The sequence below is a fragment of the Lichenicoccus sp. genome, assembly GCF_965277665.1.
GTDB lineage: Bacteria > Pseudomonadota > Alphaproteobacteria > Acetobacterales > Acetobacteraceae > Lichenicoccus.
Window position 1 is genome coordinate 3,712,640 of the sequence record NZ_OZ255835.1, and the last position, 19,668, is coordinate 3,732,307.

Below are 19,668 nucleotides of genomic sequence, written 5' to 3' on the forward strand. Positions count from 1 at the left end.
GCAATCCGTCGCGGCCTTCCGCGCTTCCGGCGCTCACCGCCGGACGGCGGCTCCGCTCCGGGTCTCGAAGGCCACGCCCAGCGTGCCGCTGCGCGTCACTCATGCTCGGCGTAGCGCAGTCTCAAACGGTCTCTCACTCGGTCGCGATCTGCAAACAATCTGTTGGTTCCGAACAGGTAAAGCCATACACGAACGCGTGCTAACGTACCTTTACCGAGGTTCATATTAACACAATCTTGAACCGGCAGCCCCGCACCAGCCCGCTTCGCGCTGGATGTGCTTCGCTAAACCCCCTCCAGGCGGTAGGCTAAGGGCACAAGACCGGAAGAAGTTGCTCCCTGTTGCAGGGTCTAGAACAAGATGTCTTAGATGTTGTTCATGACACTTTGTTTCGGTTGCCCGTCCCGCCTGCAGTGACCTTTCGCTCACCGGCGATGGCGTCGTTGCAACAGCGACATCACGCCTCCTCGGTTGGTTTATTATTCTGTTGTCAAGCGCCTACGGGTGTGTGGTTGCGGCGCACGCGCATCGGCTTTATTTTGATCTGCGGCTCGCGTCACCACGGGAGGGTGGACATTCACGTCGATCAACAGGACCGCACCGGAGCCAGTCCGGGTCGCGTCGGGATGTCCAACGGCCTCCTGGCGCCGACGCAGGTGGAGGCCCTTGCCTTCATCGATGCCTGCTGCCGGGACATGGCCCCGATCGCAGCACTTTCCGGCGCGGCCGGCACTGGGAAGAGCGTCACGCTGGCGGCGGCACTGTCGCAGCGAGAAAGCCTCGGCGACCGGGTCATCCGCATCAGCAATTTCGTGGCCGGTCCGCTCAGCCTGCATCGGGTGATCGCCCATTCCCTCGGGGTGGCAGATGCCGGCGGACTCTCCGTCGACGAACTCGAACCCGTGCTCCGCAAGGCACTCGCCGCGACCGGGCGCCAGGAGCCGCCGGTCCTGGCAATCGATGACGCGCAGTCCCTGCTGCCCGAGACCTTGCGGTATCTGTGCCTGCTGGCCGGCCTGCGGGATGGCGGTCTTCCCTTGTTCAGGATCGTGCTGGCCGGCCGGCCGGGGTTCACCCTGCGCCAGCCGATCACGGTGCAGGCGACCCTCGATGCGATGCATCCCGACGCGGCGCGGCAGACGGTGGAGCGCATGCTGGCGGCGCAGAGCTTGCCGGCAGCCGACGATGCGGTGCGCGAGATCGTCCAGCACGCGCAGGGCAATCTCCGCAGGATCGACAGCCTGGTCCGCGCCTGTGCGGAGGAAGCCCAGCGCAGCGGCCGCAAGCGCCTGAGTTTCGAGATGGTGCAGGTAGCGGCAGGGGCGCGACCGCAGTCGCGAAAGGCCCGCTCGCGCATGCGTCTGCAGGCCTGGATGGCGCTGCCCGCGCTGATTGCGGTGCTGGTCGCGGGCTACGGTGTCATTCGTCACGAGGGCGATGCGGTACATCCCGAACAGGCCCCAGACGCCACTGTCGCGAGCGCGGTCCCGGCGACCCCACCGGCAGCTCCGCCGCCCGCACCGGCTCCCGCACCTGTGAACGCTCCCGCACCGGTGACCGTCCCGGCAGGTCAGGCCACGCCGCCTCGCGACACGGCTCCCGCTCCGGGCGCGCCGCCCGGGTCCGACCATAGTCCGGCCATCGTGACCGAGACCTTGCCGGCTCCCCCGGCGGCGGCTCTCCCAATCCCGGCTCCCCCGGCCGCGGCTCCCCCGGCGCCGCCTCCCGGGCCGGCGGTTGCTTCCGTCGCGCCGCCGACCTCGGCACCTGTCCCGGCGCCGCCTTCCGTCGCCCCCCGTCCTGCGACGCTAGCGCCCGCGGCCGATCTCACCCGGTATCGGCTCTACAATGTCGGGGCCTGCCATCACGGCGTATGCCCGCGCTGGGCGGTGCTGGACCTGAACCGGCAGTCGCGCAGCTTTGCCGGCTTCAATCCGACCCGTCTCGGCTTGCCGCCGGCGACCGTGCAGCGGCTGCGCGAGGGCAGCCTGGACCTGATCGTGGACGGCCGGCTGGCTGATGGCGGTCCAGGCGGGCGACGGCTGGATGCAGTGCGGCTGGTTTCGGTGGAGCCGCACCACGGGCGCGCACCGGCGCCGATACCGGAGCAGTCGCCGCCGGCCCCGGACGCGCAGTCGCCGCCACCGGGCTACCTGCAGGCGCCCGCCGGAGCGATTCAGGGGGCCATCCGCCTCGCTCCCCCCTGACCGTCGGCCGGCTCCCGGCCCTGGTCACCGCTACCCTGCAGGGCCAGACGCTGCAGCTTGCGCGCGGCGGCATCTGCCTGAGCGGAACGCGCCCCGGCGATCGCCTTTTCGTTGCGCAGCCCGGCCATGATTCCCGACAGGGTGCTTGCCTTGTAGCGGATCTTCAGGCGAAGCGGCGAGGGCCGCAACAGCGCCACGATGCGCGCCGCGAGGCCGTACACCAGCGACCGGATATGCAGCTGCATCGCCCGCGAGGCATAATGCCGTCCCTCGCCGATGCCGTAGCGGTAGGCGCGATGCAGGATCCACTGCTCGTCGAGCTGTTCCGGCCGGATGATATGACCGACCACCGCGTCGGCGACGAAGTGGCCTCTGTAGCCGGCCGCATCGAGGCGCCGCAGGAACTCGGTCTCGCCGCCCATGGCATACATCCGGCGAGTCTCGTCCGGTCCCACCGATTCGGAGAAGCGGAACCCGGCGGCAAAGACGCTCGCCCGAACCGCCATGTTCGGGCCGAAGATCGCCGCATACGAGCATGGGCCGGTGTCGCGACGCTGCTGGGCGTATAGCACGCTGAACGGCACCGCGGTCTCGAGCAGCCAGGGCGGCCGCGGGCAGCTCCAGTGCGGCAGCACGCACCCGCCGAACAGCGCCGCTTCCGGATGTTCCTCGGCCGCGCGGCAGAGCTGCACGAGCCAGTCCGGCCGCGGCAGCACGTCGTCGTCGGTCAGGACGACGAGGCTGCCCTCGAGCTGCGGCAGGGCCGCGTTCAGCGCCCGGTTCTTGCCGGGGCGCGGCTCGCGCATGATCGTCAGCGGCAGGCGGTCCAGATAGGATTGCAGAAGTCCGGCGGTATTGTCGGTGCTGCCATTGTCGACAACGACCAGTTTCCAGCCCTCGGGGGGCGCCTCGAGGGATGTGAAGCTGTCCAGCACCGGCGCCAGGGCGCCGCCGCGGTTGCGCGTCGAGAACAGCACGGTCAGACGGCGTCGGGTCCGGTCCGAACCTAGCACGGGCGGCGCCTGGCCCGTCCGAACAGGGTTGCCCGCTTGCCGGCGCCGCACCCGGTCGCCTCGCGGGTGAACCCGCTGGCGTAGGCGTGCCGCCAGCGCAGCTCCATCAGCCGGGTGCTGTCGCGCGGGAGCAGCCAGGTGACGGGCAGCGTGATCGCCTCGACGACCATGCGGCGCAGGAACTCGCGTCGCACCAGTTCCGGGCTTCCGAGCGAGCGCCGGGTCCGGACCGTGGAGGCACCCTGCCAGTACAGCCGCGCCAGCAGCCATTCCGGGTTGAAGCGGCGCGCCTGGATCGAGTGCCTGACCTCGATGCGGCTGTCGTAGCGGGCGGAGTAGCCGGCATCCTGCAGGCGCCAGGCCAGCTGGACCTCCTCGTCGGACTGCAGCACCAGGCCGAGCCGTCCGAGCGCCTCCTCGAAGCCGCCGACCTCGAACATGGCGTCCCGTCGCAGGATCATGTTGACGCCATACGGCTCGAGCGTGTCGGGAACCTCGCCCGATCGGTACTCCCCGGCGCCCTCGTACTCGATGATCGACAGCACGCCGCGCAGCGAAGGCGGCCACCAGTCGGGCAGCGGTGCCTCCCATTCCGGCAGCACCTTGCCGCCGATGACCGCGGGCTGGCCCTGGTTCTCGGCGGCAACCGTCTGGATCTGCTCGATCCAGTCCGGCGCCGCGGTCGCGTCGTCGTCGATATAGGCGACGTAGTCCCCGGCGGCGGCACGGGCGCCCTCGTTGCGCGCCCGGCTCACGCCGGACGCATCGACGCGGATCAGCGTGGCATTGGGCGCGGCCTCGGCCAGCCTGCGCATCTGCGCCGCCACGGCGGGCGGCGAGCCGCTATCGACCAGCACGATCTCGAAGCCGTCGCTGCCGACGGTCTGCCGCGACAGCGATTCCATGCATGCTGTGACGTAGGCCAGCCGGTCATGGCTGCACACCACGACGGAGACGCTCGGCCGGTTCGGAGGTATCGTTGCAGTCGCAGCCAGGCCGTCAAGACTGAACGAGCCAGGCGACGACTTGCCCGCGCCCGCTTCCGGTTCCATCGAGGCCAGGGATGCTTCCGATTCCATGTCGCTTCCGTCACTCACCCGTCGCATCTTAGACAGGTTTCGACCAGATGATCATCAACAACATCGCATCGCTACTACATGTCGGAGGTTAATGGTGAGCGAATTGATATTGTTGCACGCCAGTTTGTCAGAACATCGGCAGTAGCAAAATAGAGATCCCGCACTGCGCGTGGGATTTCTTGCCGATGGCGTCGGGCACCTCGTCAATCGCCCGCCGTCTGGCCAACCCGCGTGCGGGCCCCTATTGAGGCAGCAGGAGGCACGATCAGCCCGGGTGCCGGGCTGCCCGCGTCGCACCGCTGCAACCGGAGGAACACATGACGGAACTGGCAGATCTCGGGGTCACCGGCCTTGCGGTGATGGGCGCCAATCTGGCGCGCAACGCGGCGCGCAAGGGCTTGCGCGTGGCCCTGCACAACCGCACCGACGAGAAGACCGACCGGCTGGTCGCCGAGCACGGCGACGAGGGCGATTTCCGCCCGGCGCACAGCGTGGCCGACTTCGTGGCCAGCCTCGCCGCGCCGCGCGTGGTCATCATCATGGTCAAGGCCGGCCGCCCGGTGGATGCCGTCATCGACGACCTGGTCCAGCACATGCAGCCCGGCGACATCATCGTCGATGGCGGCAATTCGCTGTTCGAGGACACCCGCAGACGGGCGACAGCACTTGCCGCCCGCCAGTTGCACTTCGTCGGCATGGGCATCTCCGGCGGCGAGGAGGGGGCGCTCGAAGGCCCCTCGATGATGCCCGGCGGCTCCAAGGAGGCCTGGGAGCGGATCGCGCCGATGGTGACCCGCATGGCGGTCAGCGTCGATGGCACCCCCTGCTGCGCCTACATGGGCCCCGATGGCGCCGGGCACTACGTCAAGATGGTGCATAACGGGATCGAATATGCCGACATGCAGCTCATCACCGAGGCCTACGACCTGCTACGGACGGTCTATGGCCGGAGTGCCGCCGAGATCGGCGAGATCTTCGCCGGCTGGAAGAGCGGCGACCTGGACTCCTACCTGATCGAGATCACCGCCGCCGTGCTGGCCAAGCGGGACCCCGGCAGCCGTGCCGCGCTGGTCGACATGATTGTCGACGAGGCCGAACAGAAGGGCACCGGGCGCTGGACGGCGCAGTCGGCCCTCGAACTCGGGGTGCCGATCACCGCGATCACCGAGGCGGTGTTCGCGCGCGCCCTGTCGGGCCGGCCGGCCCAGCGCCGGGCGGCAGAGCAGGGGCTGGGCGGGATCAAGATCGAGCCGCGTCAGGCCGGACAGGCCGAGATCGACAAGATACGCGACGCCCTCTACGCCTCGAAGATCGTGGCCTACGCGCAGGGCTTCGAGCAGCTCGCGGTGGCCTCCAAGCAGTACGACTGGAACCTCGATCCCGGGCTGATCGCCACCATCTGGCGTGGCGGCTGCATCATCCGGGCGGCTTTCCTGGACCGCATCCGTGAAGGCTACGAGAGCCATCCCGACGCGCCGAGCCTGCTGCTGCAGGACTATTTCCGCGATGCCGTTCTGAAGGCAGAGCAGGCCTGGCGCGACGTTGTGGTGCTCGCCGTGCAGAGCGGCGTCGCGGTGCCGGCCTTCGCCTCATCGCTTGCCTACTATGACGGGCTGCGGCGCGCCCGCGGACCGGCCAACCTGCTGCAGGGCCTGCGCGACTATTTCGGCGCGCACACCTACCGGCGCACCGACAAGGAGGGCAGCTATCACATCCGCTGGTCGCAGGACGGCACCGAGGTGAAGAGCTGATCACGCGAGCGGCTTGCCCATGCGCAGCAGCGGCACGCCGTCACCGGCGGTGAAGCGTTCGATCACCGAGTAGCCGCAGGTGTGGTAGAGCGGCTCGCCGGCCAGTGTGCCGGCGAGCTCGACGCGCCTGAAGCCGGCCTGGCGCGCTTGCGCCTCGCAGAGCGACAGGATGAAGCGGCCGACCCCGCGGCGGGCGTGATCGGGATGGGTGTACATGGCCCGGATTCGCGCGGCATCCGTCACCGGATCGAGCATGGCCGGGTTGCGGCCGCCGCTGTGGTCGCCGCCGAACAGCGTGGCGCGCCGGCTCCAGCCACCGCAGCCGGCGATCGCACCGTCCCGCAACGCCACGAAATAGGTGCCGTCGAGGATCAGCTGGCGGTCCATGCCCATGATCATCCGGCTGGCCGCGATCTGGCGCTCGTCCAGGAAGCCGCGTTGAAGTTTGCCGATGGCCGCCGCCATCAGGCCACGAAGCGAATCCAGATCGTCCGGTGTCGCCAGGCGATGAGAGAGCTCTTCCAGCATTTCGTTAACCAGAGCCGCGCATACAGGTCCACGACACGACCAAGACTTGAGAACGCTTCGCAATCGCGATAGGCTGTGTCGAGCCGTGGGAGTGGCGCATGCATTTGGTCCGACTATTCAGGTCAGTGGGAGGGGGACGAGGCGGCAGCGCGGTAGGTCTTGCCCTGCTCGCCGGCAACATTGCGTGGCTCGCGGCCACACCGCCAGGCCGGGCCCAGTCCGCAATGCCGGCTGCCCAGCCCGCTTCGGGCGGCGGGCAATCCTCTCCGATCGCCTCCGCACCGACCCCGACTGCATCGACCTCGACTGCATCGACGCATCCGGCGCCCGGGCTGCTGGATGCGCTGGAGACACGTAACAACCTCCTGGGCGACATGGGCGGTCTGCGTTCCGGACTGGCTGCGGTCGGCATCAGCTACGGCATCAACGAGACCAGCGAGGTCCTCGCCAACGTGACCGGCGGCCTGAAGACCGGGCCCGACTATGACGGGCTGACGCTGCTCAGCGTGGGGCTCGACACCGACAAGGCCTTCGGCTGGCACGGCGGCACCTTCAATGTCAGCGCGCTCTGGATCCATGGCCGCAATCTCAGCCTGGATAATCTCGGCGTCGCCGACGGCCGCATCATCCAGACCCCGAGCGGCATCGAGGCGGAGCGCAGCTTCCGGCTCTGGGAAGCGTGGTTCGACCAGGCAACCTCCAGTGGCAACGCCGACATCAAGATCGGCCAGCAGAGCCTCGACCAGGAATTCATCACCAGCACCTACACCACGCTGTTCATGAACACGATGATGGGCTGGCCGGCATTGCCCTCGTACGACATGTATGCCGGCGGCCCGGCCTATCCGCTGTCCTCGCTCGGGGTCCGGGTGCGTGGCACGCGCGGGCCATTCACCGGTCTGCTCGGCGTGTATGACGACAACCCGCCGGGCGGCAGCTTCTCCGATGACGACCAGCTTCGCGGAGCCGAGCGGGAAGGGGTGGATTTCAACTTCAATACCGGCGCCCTGGTCATCGGCGAGGTGCAGTTCGCCTTGAACCAGCCCTCGACGGGGCAGAACGTGGCGCCCGGGACGCCACCGGCCGGCCTGCCCGGCACCTACCGGATCGGAGCCTGGTTCGACAGCGGCGGCTTTCCCGACCAGCGCACTGGTGCGGACGGGCTGTCCCTGGCCGATCCGTCCGGCGACGGTCAGACCCGCCTGTTGCGGCACGACTTCGCCCTCTATACCAGCGACGACCAGCAGATCTGGCATGACGCCGCGGGCGTGCGCTCGCTCGGCATGTTCGCCCGCCTGATGGGCGCTCCCGGAGACCGTAACGAGATCAGCTTCAGCACCAATCTCGGCCTGTCACTGAAGGCGCCGCTGCGGTCGCGTCCCGGCGACAGCTTCGGGATCGGCTACGGACTGGCCCGGGTCAGCAGCGAGGCCAGTGCGCTGGACCAGGACAGACGGCTGTTCTCCGGCAACCAGGCCATTCCGATCCGCTCGACCGAAAGCTTCATCGAGGTCACCTACCAGGCGCAGGTGACGCCGTGGTGGTCGGTGCAGCCGGACTTCCAGTACGTGTTCACGCCCGGCGGCGGCATCGCCAACCCGGATGCCAGCACGCCCGACGACACCGTTCGTATCGCCAACGAAGCTATCATCGGTCTGCGCACCAGCATCACCTTCTGAGAGCCTGTTTGTTAATGCTACTGCGCATTCTCAGACGGTCTTTGAGGCTTGTGATCCTTTCTACATCAACGACCTGTCAGGTGGAGGCTGCCTGCGGGCGGGTTGCTTGACAGGTCATTGCACCGCCGTTAGCTAGCGCTGCGCCCGTCAGGAGGTGCAAGAAGAAGATGGGTGAGGAAACGCGACCGGGCACACCGGCAGCCGCAAAATCCTTCGAGCAGCGGCTCGAGGAGGCACGGGCGAAATCGGGCATGGGTCCGCAACCCGTCTCCGACGGCGCGATCGACCGGAACTCGTTCGGGCTGGTCATGCGCGTGGGCGTGGAGCTGGTTTCCGCGGTCGTGGTCGGCGCCGCGATCGGCTGGGGCCTGGATCGCTGGCTCGGCATGCGTCCGCTGTTTCTGATCCTGTTCGTGCTCTTGGGCGGTGTCGCGGGGATCGTCAATGTCTGGCGGCTGGTGGCGCCGGACCCGGGAACGCGTTAGACAACGGCCGCGACAGGAAGCAGTTGGGCGCGATAGGCGCCGGGCGTTATACGGAGCGCTAGGTTCCCGGCCGTGGGACCGGAGCTGGGGGAAGACGAGGGTGGCGGCCGCAGACAACAAGATCGACGCACTCGGGCAGTTCGAGCTGCACCCGGTGCTGGGGCCGCTCGGCGCCCAACTGCATCTGAGCCAGTCGGTCCTGTACATGCTGCTGAGTTCGGTGCTGATCCTGCTGTTTCTCTATATCGGCATGCGGCCGCGTGCCGTCGTCCCGGGGCGTTTCCAGGCCGCCGCCGAACTCGCCTACGAATTCATCCACGACATGGCGTCGGATCAGATCGGCCATTCCGGCACGCGCTTCTTCCCCTTCATCTTCACGCTGTTCTTCTTCATCCTGGTCGGCAACTATGTCGGCCTGATCCCCGGCAGCTTCACCTACACCAGCCACATCGCCGTCACCGCGGCGCTGGCGCTCATGGTGTTCTGCGTGGCGCTCATCGTGGCGCTGGTGGGCCAGGGCATGAAGTTCTTCGGCAACTTCATGCCCGACGGTGCGCCGATCGCGATGGCGCCGCTGCTGGTTCCGATCGAGATCCTGACGTTCCTGTCGCGCCCGGTCAGCCTCTCCATCCGACTGTTCGCCAACATGGTCGCGGGCCACGTCATGTTCGAGATGTTCGCCGCCTTCACCATCATGCTGGGCGGGCTGCATCTCATCGGCCCGGCGCTCGGGGTGGCGCCGCTCGTCGTCAACATGGCCCTGATGGCGCTCGAGCTGCTGGTCGGCGCGCTGCAGGCCTACGTGTTCGCGATCCTGACCTGCATCTACCTGCGCGAGGCCACGGCGCACTGACGCGGCGCGTACCAGACCTTCTTCCAATCCCGAACGATACCCAATCCCGAACGATACAAGGACATTCCCATGGATCTCGCAGCTGCCAAGGATATCGGCGCAGGCCTCGCCGTCATCGCGCTCGCCGGCGTCGGCGTTGGCATCGGCAACATCTTCGCGGCCCTGGTAACCTCGATCGCGCGCAACCCGGCGGCCCGCCCGCATGTGTTCGGCATCGGCATCCTGGGCTTCGCGCTGACGGAAGCGGTCGCCCTCTATGCGCTGCTGATCGCCTTCCTCGTCCTGTTCGGCTGATCCGGAGAGACGCTCGATGCGCGGTGCGACTGGCGTGAACCGGCGCCTGGCGGCCAGCACGACCGCGCCGCTGCTGGCGGTGGGCGCCTTGCTGGCGGTGACCGCGTCTTCGGCCCGCGCCGCGGGCATGCCGCAGCTCGATTTCCGCAATCCGCTGACCATCTGGCAGGTGGTGTGGGGGGCTGTGATCTTCCTGCTGCTCTACCTGGTGCTGAGCCGTTCGGCCTTGCCGCGCGTGGCCTCGGTGCTCGACGCCCGCCGCAGCCGCATCGAGGGTGATCTCGAGGCGGCACGCTCGGCCAAGAACGGCGCCGACCGCGCGATCGACGATCTGCGCCGCGCGCGACGCCGCGCGGCCGCCGAAGCCCAGGCCAACATCGACCGCGTGCTGAACGACGCCCGCGAGGCGGCAGCCTTGCGCACCCGCGAGATGAACGACCGGCTCGAGGCGGAGATCGCCGCCGCCGAGGCGCAGCTTGCGCAGGAGCGGACGCGCGCCATGGGCGCCATGCGCGTGGTCGCCGCCGATACCGCCCTGCTGCTGGTCGAGCGTGTCACCGGCCAGCCTGCCAGGCGCGGACTGGTGGAGATGCGTGTGGACGCAGCGCTTGCCGGCCGCACGGCCTGACCGGCGATAGGACCGCACATGTTCAACACGCTGCTGCATGAGCCCCTGTTCTGGTACAGCGTTGCCTTCGTGCTGTTCTTTGTCCTGCTTGGTCGCCGGATCGCGCGGCCGTTGCTGGCGATCCTGGACGACCGCGCGGCCCAGGTGCGCCAGGACCTGGACGAGGCGGCCCGGCTGAAGCGCGAGGCCGAGCAGATGCTCGCCGATGCGCAGCGTGAGCGCGAGGCGGCCCTGGCCGAGGCGGCGGCCCTGGTCGAGCGCTCGCGGCAGGAGGCGACCCGGATCGCCGAGCAGGCCCGCCAGGATGCCGATGCATCGGCCAGGCGGCGCGAACGGATGGCGCAGGACCGCATCCATGCGGCCGAGCGGGCCGCGATCGACGAAGTGCGCGCCCGCGCCGCCGACATCGCCAGCGAGGCGGCCCGTGCCGTGATCGCCGAGATCCTCACGCCGGAAGGCGACGCAGCCCTGGTCGACCGCGCCATCGCGGCCCTCCCGGCCTCGCTCGCGGGCCGCAGGGCGGCGTGAGCGAGCCGCGCCAGGAGCACACGCCGCTGCGCATCACTATCGTGGCGGCGGTGCTCAACGAGGCGGAGAACATCCGCCCGGTCATCAGCGAGATCGCGTCGGCACTGCAGGAGCTGCGGCCGTTCGAGGTGATCTTCGTCGATGACGGCAGCACCGATGCGACGCTCCGCGAACTGGTCGCCTGCCGCGACGTGCTGCCGGAACTGCGCGTGCTCAGCCACGACCGCTGCTGCGGCAAGTCGGCGGCCCTGCATACCGGCATCCACGCGGCGCGCGCCCGCTGGGTCGCCACCATCGACGGCGACGGCCAGGACGACCCGCGCGAGATCGCGCCGATGCTCGCCCTCGCCGAGGGCGCCAACGGCGCGGCACCTCTGGTGGTGGGCGTCCGGCTCAAGCGCAACGACACCTTGTCCCGACGCCTTGCGACCAGGTTCGCCAACGGCCTGCGCCGCCGCCTGCTGCAGGATGGCTGCCCGGACACCGGCGCGCCGATGAAGCTATTCGAGCGCGACGCCTTCCTGCGCCTGCCGCAGTTCGAGGGGCTGCACCGGTTCCTGCCGGCCCTGCTCGGCACCTACGGCCATCCGCTGCTGTGCTATTCGGTCCGGCATCGCGCGCGGCTGCACGGGCAGTCGAAATACACCAACTGGAACCGTGCCCTGGTCGGGCTGCGCGACATGATCGGGGTGATCTGGCTGCAGAAGCGCACGGTGCGTCCGAAGCGTGTCACCGAGGCGTAAGGCCAGGGGCGTCAAGGAATCGGGGTCTGGGGCCTCCGGCCCCAGTGGGTCAAGGGCAAAGCCCTTGCCTTCCCTGACCGCCCGCCACTACGCCCTGCTGGCCGCCTTCACGCTGGCGATCTTCCTGCCCGGCCGCGCCTCGCTGCCGCCGCTCGATCGCGACGAGCCGCGCTACATGGAAGCGTCGGCCCAGATGCTGCAGTCGGGCAACTATATCGATGTGCGGTTCCAGGACCAGCCGCGCTACCTGCAGCCGGCCGGCATCTACTGGCTCGAGGCGGCCACGGTGGCAGCCACCGGGACATTGCAGCATCGCCAGGTCTGGGGCTGGCGCATCCCCTCGCTGGTCGCCGTGGTGGGATCCTCGCTGCTGACCGCGTCGATCGGCGCCAGCCTGTTCGGCACCGAGGCCGGCCTGTTCGCGGCGCTGCTGCTGGCGGTCTCGGTGCTGATGACGGCCGAGGGCCGCATGGCCACGATCGACAGCACGCTGCTGCTGAGCATCCTGCTCGCCGAGTTCGCGCTGCTGCGGGCCTGGAGCGGGCGGCGCGAACCCCGGCCCGCACCGGCCTGGGTGGCGGCGCTGTACTGGGGAGCGCTCGGCTTCGGTCTGATGCTCAAAGGGCCGGTGGCGCTGATCCCCGGTTTCGGCACGCCGATCGCACTCGCGCTGAGCGAGCGCGATGCGAGCTGGTGGAAGCGCCTGCGCCCGGCCTGGGGGGTGCCGCTGATGCTGGCCATCGTGCTGCCCTGGTGCATCGCGATCTCGCTGGTCAGCCACGGCACGTTCTTCGGCAAGGCGGTCGGCACCAACTTCCTCGGCAAGGTGGCGTCCGGCCAGCAGGCGCACGGATTGCCGCCCGGCTACCACCTGCTGGTGTTCGCGATCGCCTTCTGGCCGGGCTCGCTGTTCGCCGCCTGCGCCATTCCGTTCGCCTGGTTGCGGCGCCGGCAGGATCCGGTGCGGTTCCTGCTGTGCTGGATCATTCCGCACTGGGTGGTGTTCGAGCTCGTCGCCACCAAGCTGCCGCACTACGTGCTGCCGGCCTATCCGGCGATCGCCATCCTCGCCGCGGCGGCGCTGGTTGCCCCCGAGGGATGGTCGCCGCCGCGCCGGATCGCGGGACGCCTCCTGCTCGCGGCGTATGGCCTGGTCTGGCTCGTGGTGGGCGTCGGCATCGCGGCCGCCGGGCCGGTGCTGCTCTGGCGCCTGCAGCATGTGGTCTCGCCGGTGGCGAGCTTCGTGTCGGTACTGGCGATCGCCCTGGTGCTGGCTTCAGCCTGGCTGCTCTGGCCGCTCCGCGCGCCGCGCCGGGCGCTGGGCTTCGTCGCCGCTGCCGCCCTCGCGACCTATGCCAGCCTGTTCATCATCGTGCTGCCCAGCCTGCGCACGATCTGGCTGAGCCCGCGCATTGCGGCCATGGTGGCCGAGGTCAGGCCGTGTCCGGACAGCGTGCTGGCTTCCACCTCGTTCAGCGAGCCGAGCCTGGTGTTCCTGGTCGGTCCGTCGACACGCCTGATCGGTCCGGCACCGGCGGCCGACCTGCTCGAACGGGACCCGCGCTGCGCGATGGCGCTGGTCGGATCACGCGACGCGGCGGCCTTCCAGGCGAGGTTGGCGGCGGACGGGATTGCGGCGCGACAGCTCGGCCGGCTCGACGGCGTCAACTACTCGACCGGCAGGCATCTCGACCTCGCCTTGTTCAAGACGCGGCAGTGATGGACACAGACGATGCGAAGAAGGGATGTTCTGTACGGGCCTGTGTTGTTCCTGGCATTACCGGCCCTGGCTCGGGAAGTCCCGCTCCCGCCGGTTGCAGAGTATGAGCGAAAGAGCGGAGGCCATATCGGCTTCTATGCGGAAAACCTCCGGACGGGCAGGCAACTGGGCTGGAGGGCCGATGAGCGCTTTGTCATGTGCAGCACCTTCAAGGCGTCGCTTGCAGCCTGCGTGCTGTTGCACGTCGATCGTGGCTGCGACGGTCTCGAGCGGGCGATCCATTATGGCAAAGCCAACATGCGCGACTGGCACGCTCCCGTCGCTCAAGCGAACCTGGCGAAGGGATGGCTGTCGGTGGGCGAGATGTGCAAGGCGGCGGTCGAGCAGAGCGACAACACCTGCGCCACTCTGCTCCTGTCGCGCATCGGTGGCCCGGCGGCTTTGACGGCGTTCTGGCGCCGGATCGGAGATGGCGTCACCCGGCTGGACGACACCGAACTCGCCCTGAACTTCCGGTCGCTCGATGATACCCGGGACACGACGACACCGGCTGCGATGGCGCGCACCCTGCGCCGCCTCGTCTTTGAAGACGTCCTGTCAAACCGGTCGCGACGGGCTCTGACCGGGTGGTTGATCGGGTGCCAGACTGGTGGCAACCGGCTGCGCGCCGGTTTGCCCGCAAATTGGCTGATCGGAGACAAGACGGGCAATAACGGCCGCGATGCGGCCGGTGATATTGCCGTCGCCTGGCCCAGAGCCGACGTCCCGATCGTTGTTGCGGTCTATACGCGGGGTGGATCGCCCACACCCGGGCAGCTCAAAACCGCTTTCGCGGGGATCGGCCGCTTCGTCGGGATCCACCTGTCCGGCACAGCCTGAGGCGACACGGACCGTGACCCTCGATGGACTCGGGCGGCGCATCTGCATCATGGGGCCATCGAACAGCGGCAAGTCCACTCTCGCGACCGCGATAGCGCGGGCTCGCGGCCTGCCAGCGATCCACCTGGACCAGCTTTATCATCGGCCGAACACGAACTGGCGGCCCCGGCCGGACGAGGAGTTCATCGCCCTGCACGATAAGGCAATCCTGGGCGCGAGCTGGGTGATGGATGGCAATTATTCGCGGTGCCTGCCGCAGCGCCTGGCACGGGCGACGGGGTTCATTCTGCTGGATACGCCCGTCGCCGTGAGCCTGTTCCGCTACCTGCGCCGGTCATGGTTCGACGCTGAACGTCCCGGTGGTCTCGAAGGCGGCAGTGACAGCGTGAAATGGGCGATGGTCAGCCATATCGTGGGGACGACCCGCAAGAACCGCAGGCGCTACGCCGAGATGTTCGACCGCAGCAGCCTGCCGAAGATCAGACTGGGTACGGCGCGCGAACTCGCCCGGTTCTATCTGTCAGAAGGACTCGGCGAGCAAAGGGCATGAGGCGATCATGTCCGCCGGTCCGCGCATAGCACCGCGCAGCTGACGGTGTCCCCAACCATCATCCCACCGAACAGGTCCGAGATGAAATGCAGTTGCTGGCCTCCACCTCGGCACAACCGGTCGGCTGGCCGACAAGCGTCTCCTACCCGACCGGCAGGCACTTAGACCCGACCGTGCAGCACCTTCAAGCCCCGCTCGAGCCTTGGGACGTCGTAACATGGCGAGAACATGGTCAACGGAGGCGGTCCCGATGCCATATGCTGTTCCGGGTCGAACGCCGTCGGCGGCCGAGAACGCCACCGGCGCGCTCTGCGCCTGCATGGAAAGTCGAGCCTCCTGATGTCGATTTTCTCGAGTGAGGAAAATGCCACCCAAACCGACGATCAGCTTGCGCAGGAGAATCTCAACGATCTTGCCCGTATCATCGTCTCCGAAGCCGGTGGCGAAAATGAGACCGCGCAGGCCATGGTTGGTTGGACTGTAGTAAATCGCATGACGCGCGGCCAAATCACGCGGGTGTCGCAGGTCTGGGCCAACGGCAACTACTCCCACAGCCATATGACGACGCTCACAACGCTCCACCTCGCCGAACGAATTCTCAGTGGCGCCGCAATCGATATCAGCCAGGATGCCACCTACTTCTACTCACCGAAATCCATGGCCAAAGAGGGGGAAAGACCTTCTTCTAATGCCGACGTGCGCGGGGGACTGGAAAGCGTTCCCGGCGTAATGGCAAAAAACGGGCGGCTAATTCGGAACCACCGTCCGGGATGGGTTCAGGGATACTCCTTCATTCGCATTCCGGGCGTTCAGGACAAAGACTTCAAGTTTTACCGGTCATGAAAAAGCTTCTCGCCGTGTTCTGCGCGGTGGCGCTGTGTTACAACGGTATGGCCGCGGCGACGGCAGCCGCAGCTTCGGCGCACGACTGGAACCCGGACGATACGCTGCCCTCGACGGATGAAGTGGCATCGGCCGCCGCCCATGCACTCGCCACGCACTGCCAGACGGCATCCTGTAAAGCCATCATCGTCATCCATGAACTGGCCGACATCGAGATATTCGAAAATGGCGAAGCCAATGGTATGGCTAGCCTCTACCTGGGGAACCGCCCGCGGATTGCCGGGCGACGCCTGGATCGCTTGCTGCTCAGACATCCCGAGCTATTCGCACCGGTCTGTGCAGCAGGTGCAAAGCTCCTCTCGCACGTGCGGGTCGGACCGGGCATCTACGAGATGCTCGTTCCTGTGGAGGTGCTGATCACCGGCGTGGACATGGACCTTCGCGATCATGGGCATTGCACGCAGGATCTTATCGCGGCCTTGCCCAAGGATGCTGCCAATGATGTGTTCCGGCGAAATGCGAACAATCTATGCGTCGATGGTGATGAAAACCACCATCGCCCGAAAGCGGCCTGTGACGCTCTCACCCAAGGTCTGAAGGCTGAGCCGTGATGGCCGGCTCAGCCTTGCAGATCGAGACCACCCTCGCGCGCGCAGACGTTTCATCAGAGGATATTCGAGGTAGTCAACTGCGTCGGTCCGCGCACAGCACCGCATAGCCGACGGTGCCCCCGACCATCATGCCGCCGAACAGGTCGGAGATGAAATGCCCCTGCATCCGGATCAGGCCGTAGCATCCGGCGGCCCCCGCGATCACCAGGACCAGGACGACCCAGCGCGAGACCTGCCACAGGATCGGAACGACCGCGCTCAGCGCGGTCATGTGGCCGGACGGGAACGAGCCGGGCAGGTAGGCATAGAAATTCCGCCATTGCTGGTCATACCAGCGCAGCGGCGGAATGCGGCCGAACCAGATCTTCAGCGCGTCGGTCAGCGCCATCGCGATGCAGACGCTGATCGAGGCCAGCAGCAACTGCCGCCAGACGCCGCGCAGCCTGCCGACCAGCGCCGACCACGCGCCGAGTGCGACCACGCCCACCAGACCCGCCAGGATGACCAGCTCCGGGATGTGCACCAGGCGTCGCGCATTGCGCGAGAAGGCCAGCCGCTCGTGGACATAGCGGGCGACGCGGTGATCGAGGGCGTGGCCGCTGACCCAGACCAGGACCAGGCCGAGCACCATCCAGGCGCCCCAGCTTGCCAGGGGGGTGCCGGTCAGCGGGGGCAAGCGGACCCGGGTGCGGCGGTCCCGGGCCGTCGTCATGTCCGGTCGCATGGTCAGCCCGCGTGCGGCGCCTGGGGCGGGCTCCTGAGCACGGCGCCGTGCCAGGGCTGCGATGACACGGTCGGGCTGACCGCAAACACGGTCCAGTCGTTGAACGAGCGCACCCGGGTTGCGAGCGGGCTCGCGTCCAGCGCCGCGATGAAGGCCGGGTTGCGGACCACGATCAGGCTGACATGGTACGCGTTCAGCGTCCGCAGGTCGCCGCCATGGTCGAGGCCGAAGCGGTCCTTGAGGTAGAAATCCGCCTCCGGCTTGCCGGCATAGGTTTGCCGCATCGGCTCGTAGAAGCCGATCCGCACCGGATCGCCGCCGCCGGTCAGCAGCAGCCGGTCCGGGTGCTTCGCAAAGGCGAGCACGTCCATGTAGTCGAGGTTGGTGGAGCTGTCGATCAGCGCTTCGCCTGCCTTGGTGTGGGCGAGCTTCTTGTCGACGAAGCGGTCCAGCGCGCGCTCCTGGTGGGTGAGGCGGGTCTCGTTGTTGTAGAGCCCGTCTCGGGCGTACCAGAGGCTGCGTATGCCGTTGGGTATCATCGCGAGGATCAGCAGCCCGGCGAGGGCCGCGCGTGGCAGGCGCGCCGAACGCGCCAGATACTGGCCGATCCTGTAGGCGGCGACGGCATCGAACGGCAGCATCATCAGGGTCCAGACGCCGCTGGTCCGCCATGTGGCCGCCGTCGGGGTGCTCAGGCTGACCACGGTGGTTACGCTGAACACCAGCAGCGGCAGCAGGAACACCAGCGCCCAGAGCCGCACCACGCGCTCGCGCAGGGACAGCCAGAGCACGACGAGCACGCCGCCGACGGTCAGCGGGTTCCAGATGGTGTCCTGGATGAACCAGCGCAGCGGCGCCCATTTCAGCGCCTGGATGTAGTCGTGCCCGAACATGCCGACGAACTGCTGGGTCACCACGCCGAGATTGTTCAGCGAGCCGTACCAGACATAGGAGTTCGCCGCCCAGAAGGCCGGGAAGATGAACAGCACGACCGAGGCGGCGACCAGTGTCGAAAACCGCAGGTCGCGTCGGATGCAGGTCCGGTACAGCAGCAGCAGTTCCAGAAAGCCGGCGAACAGGCCGCTCTCGAAGCGCACGGATTCCGCCAGCAGGATGCAGCCGCACCCCAGCAGCAGCGACCGGGGGCGGTCGGTGCGCAGCCAGTCGGCGGTACAGGCGGCGGCGGTGATGACGAACAGGAAGTAGTAGATGTCCGACAGCGGCACGACGCTGAAGATCAGCCGCTGCGGCGCCAGCACAGCCAGCGCCGCCGCGATCAGGCTGATCCTGTGATCCTCGAACAGGGCGGTGGCCAGCCTCGCCAGGGCGAGCAGGCACAGCAGACCGGTTGCGCACACCAGCGCCCGCGGGGTGATGAAGATGTCCGGATCGATCCGCAGTGCCGAACCGACGAACAGTTTGTAGAACGGCGGCCAGAGGAACGGCTCCAGCGCGTTCGACCACGCCATGTGCCAGGCGGTCAGGATCCTCGCACTCTCGTCCGAGGTGATCCGGTACAGGCCGACGCCGAACAGCCCGAGCTGCGCCGCCAGCGCCGCCAGCACGAGCAGGCCGAGCGAAATGAGATAGGTACGCTGCGTCATTCCGACCGTCCCGGGTTTTGTGCGTGCCGCGATCCTGGCGGATCAGGCGGTCTTGCGTCGGCGCAGCCTGCTGCGCACCAGGGCCGCCAGCTTGTCGCGTGCCACGTAGGTGATCGGCGGCACGAACGAGCGCGCCAGCGCCTTCAGGCGGGTATGCTTCTTGCCGGGCAGGAAGGTGATGAAGCTGGCCTTCTTGATCGCCTCCGGGTCGGGACTCCAGTAGAACAGCGACACCGACTTGCGGGTCACATCGACCGGGCAGGTCATCGGGTCCGGGAAGCCGTGCAGCGTCTCGTCGTTGGTCTCGAAGATCACCGCGCGGTTGAAGATCGGCGCCACGCTGGCGCCCGGCTGCTTGGTGACGTGGTCGACGAGGTCGAGCGCGCCGCCCCAGGCCGGGTCCCAGCCTTCGTTCAGGTAGATGATCAGGTTCAGCCGCCGGGCCAGCGGCAGCACCGGATGCTGGGTCCAGTCCACATGCACGTTCAGCCAGCCGCCGCGCGGGCTCTCATGCAGGCCGCCGCCGTGGAACAGCGGGTCCGGCACCAGGTCGGCATGGCCGGTGACATAGCGCAGGAAATCCATCATCGGCTCGGCGCAGATCTGCAGGAAGAAGGCCTGCGTGAACAGCGACAGGTCGGCGATGCCGCGCGAGGTCTGCTTGATCTCGTTCTCGGTGTCGTACTTGATCCAGTCGCGGCCGCCCTGGCTCGGGAACTCAGCGGTGATGCGGCGCAGGATCTCGGGGTCGAAGAAATTGTCGATCACCACGTGCGGGTACGGCTTGCCGGCCTGGAACTGCGCGCGCAGCTCGTCGCGGGCCGCCATCAGCCGGTCGATCGGGATCATGCGCTCGACGACCGTGTCGAAGGACTGCGTCGCGGTGATTTGCGGCGCAGCCGCCTGGGAGGCGGTGGGGGAAGATGCGAGGCTCACAGTCATGGCGGAT

The 19,668-nt window shown here is 67.9% G+C and carries 20 protein-coding genes; 14 read left to right on the forward strand and 6 right to left on the reverse strand.

Translation table 11 applies throughout. The features are described 5' to 3' along the window. Positions 1-626: 626 nt before the first annotated feature. Positions 627-2,207, forward strand: coding sequence for an AAA family ATPase (locus ACQY4O_RS17390; RefSeq protein WP_428377606.1), 1,581 nt, complete (start codon positions 627-629; stop codon positions 2,205-2,207). Here the strand turns inward: ACQY4O_RS17390 and ACQY4O_RS17395 are convergent. Next, positions 2,177-3,220 carry a glycosyltransferase gene (locus tag ACQY4O_RS17395; RefSeq protein ID WP_428377608.1) on the reverse strand — a complete coding sequence of 348 codons (1,044 nt, stop codon included), beginning with the start codon at positions 3,218-3,220 and terminating at the stop codon, positions 2,177-2,179. The two genes, ACQY4O_RS17390 and ACQY4O_RS17395, sit on opposite strands and share 31 nt — an antisense overlap. Beyond that, positions 3,214-4,299, reverse strand: a complete 1,086-nt coding sequence (locus tag ACQY4O_RS17400) for a glycosyltransferase family 2 protein (protein WP_428377610.1) — start codon at positions 4,297-4,299, stop codon at positions 3,214-3,216. Before ACQY4O_RS17400 ends, ACQY4O_RS17395 begins: the two co-directional genes overlap by 7 nt. Positions 4,300-4,616: 317 nt before the next feature. On the opposite strand from ACQY4O_RS17400, the gene gndA reads away from it, so the two are divergent. After that, complete coding sequence (gndA, locus tag ACQY4O_RS17405) at positions 4,617-6,050, forward strand: NADP-dependent phosphogluconate dehydrogenase (RefSeq protein ID WP_428377612.1); 1,434 nt, start codon at positions 4,617-4,619, stop codon at positions 6,048-6,050. Here the strand turns inward: gndA and ACQY4O_RS17410 are convergent, their stop codons facing one another. Next, entirely contained in the window at positions 6,051-6,578 is a 528-nt protein-coding gene (locus tag ACQY4O_RS17410) for a GNAT family N-acetyltransferase (protein ID WP_428377613.1), read from the reverse strand. Between the two features lie 224 nt (positions 6,579-6,802). Between ACQY4O_RS17410 and ACQY4O_RS17415 the strand changes: the two genes are divergently transcribed. From ACQY4O_RS17415 to ACQY4O_RS17470, 12 genes are all read left to right on the forward strand, one after another. After that, complete coding sequence (locus ACQY4O_RS17415) at positions 6,803-8,257, forward strand: carbohydrate porin (protein ID WP_428377614.1); 1,455 nt, start codon at positions 6,803-6,805, stop codon at positions 8,255-8,257. Between the two features lie 167 nt (positions 8,258-8,424). Next, positions 8,425-8,742 carry an AtpZ/AtpI family protein gene (locus ACQY4O_RS17420; protein WP_428377615.1) on the forward strand — a complete coding sequence of 106 codons (318 nt, stop codon included), beginning with the start codon at positions 8,425-8,427 and terminating at the stop codon, positions 8,740-8,742. Positions 8,743-8,842: 100 nt separating this feature from the next. Then, positions 8,843-9,595, forward strand: a complete 753-nt coding sequence (locus ACQY4O_RS17425; RefSeq protein WP_428377617.1) for a F0F1 ATP synthase subunit A — start codon at positions 8,843-8,845, stop codon at positions 9,593-9,595. 69 nt (positions 9,596-9,664) lie between these two features. Further along, entirely contained in the window at positions 9,665-9,889 is a 225-nt protein-coding gene (locus ACQY4O_RS17430) for an ATP synthase subunit C family protein (RefSeq protein WP_321984806.1), read from the forward strand. 16 nt (positions 9,890-9,905) lie between these two features. Continuing rightward, positions 9,906-10,517, forward strand: coding sequence for a hypothetical protein (locus ACQY4O_RS17435; RefSeq protein ID WP_428377618.1), 612 nt, complete (start codon positions 9,906-9,908; stop codon positions 10,515-10,517). A 30-nt stretch (positions 10,518-10,547) separates the two neighbouring features. After that, positions 10,548-11,045 (forward strand): F0F1 ATP synthase subunit B, encoded by a 498-nt coding sequence (locus ACQY4O_RS17440; RefSeq protein ID WP_428378235.1) that lies wholly within the window; start codon positions 10,548-10,550, stop codon positions 11,043-11,045. Continuing rightward, positions 11,042-11,788 (forward strand): glycosyltransferase family 2 protein, encoded by a 747-nt coding sequence (locus ACQY4O_RS17445; protein ID WP_428377619.1) that lies wholly within the window; start codon positions 11,042-11,044, stop codon positions 11,786-11,788. Before ACQY4O_RS17440 ends, ACQY4O_RS17445 begins: the two co-directional genes overlap by 4 nt. A gap of 64 nt (positions 11,789-11,852) precedes the next feature. Beyond that, positions 11,853-13,508 carry an ArnT family glycosyltransferase gene (locus tag ACQY4O_RS17450; RefSeq protein WP_428377620.1) on the forward strand — a complete coding sequence of 552 codons (1,656 nt, stop codon included), beginning with the start codon at positions 11,853-11,855 and terminating at the stop codon, positions 13,506-13,508. Positions 13,509-13,520: 12 nt separating this feature from the next. Then, positions 13,521-14,387, forward strand: a complete 867-nt coding sequence (gene bla / locus ACQY4O_RS17455) for a class A beta-lactamase (RefSeq protein ID WP_428377621.1) — start codon at positions 13,521-13,523, stop codon at positions 14,385-14,387. Positions 14,388-14,400: 13 nt separating this feature from the next. Beyond that, entirely contained in the window at positions 14,401-14,937 is a 537-nt protein-coding gene (locus ACQY4O_RS17460; RefSeq protein ID WP_428377622.1) for a hypothetical protein, read from the forward strand. Positions 14,938-15,276: 339 nt separating this feature from the next. After that, a complete protein-coding gene (locus tag ACQY4O_RS17465) occupies positions 15,277-15,780 on the forward strand; it encodes a hypothetical protein (RefSeq protein ID WP_428377623.1) in 504 nt (167 codons plus the stop codon). After that, entirely contained in the window at positions 15,777-16,391 is a 615-nt protein-coding gene (locus ACQY4O_RS17470; protein WP_428377624.1) for a hypothetical protein, read from the forward strand. Before ACQY4O_RS17465 ends, ACQY4O_RS17470 begins: the two co-directional genes overlap by 4 nt. Positions 16,392-16,464: 73 nt before the next feature. Here ACQY4O_RS17470 and ACQY4O_RS17475 read toward each other — a convergent pair whose 3' ends face one another. Genes ACQY4O_RS17475 through ACQY4O_RS17485 form a run of 3 tightly spaced genes read right to left on the reverse strand, consistent with a single transcriptional unit; the run spans position 16,465 to position 19,661 of the window. Continuing rightward, positions 16,465-17,103 (reverse strand): phosphatase PAP2 family protein, encoded by a 639-nt coding sequence (locus ACQY4O_RS17475; protein ID WP_428377626.1) that lies wholly within the window; start codon positions 17,101-17,103, stop codon positions 16,465-16,467. A gap of 14 nt (positions 17,104-17,117) precedes the next feature. Then, positions 17,118-18,719 carry a hypothetical protein gene (locus ACQY4O_RS17480; protein ID WP_428377628.1) on the reverse strand — a complete coding sequence of 534 codons (1,602 nt, stop codon included), beginning with the start codon at positions 18,717-18,719 and terminating at the stop codon, positions 17,118-17,120. A 42-nt stretch (positions 18,720-18,761) separates the two neighbouring features. Further along, on the reverse strand, positions 18,762-19,661 hold the full coding sequence (locus tag ACQY4O_RS17485) for a 2OG-Fe(II) oxygenase (RefSeq protein WP_428377629.1): 900 nt from the start codon (positions 19,659-19,661) through the stop codon (positions 18,762-18,764). Between the last annotated feature and the right edge of the window lie 7 nt (positions 19,662-19,668).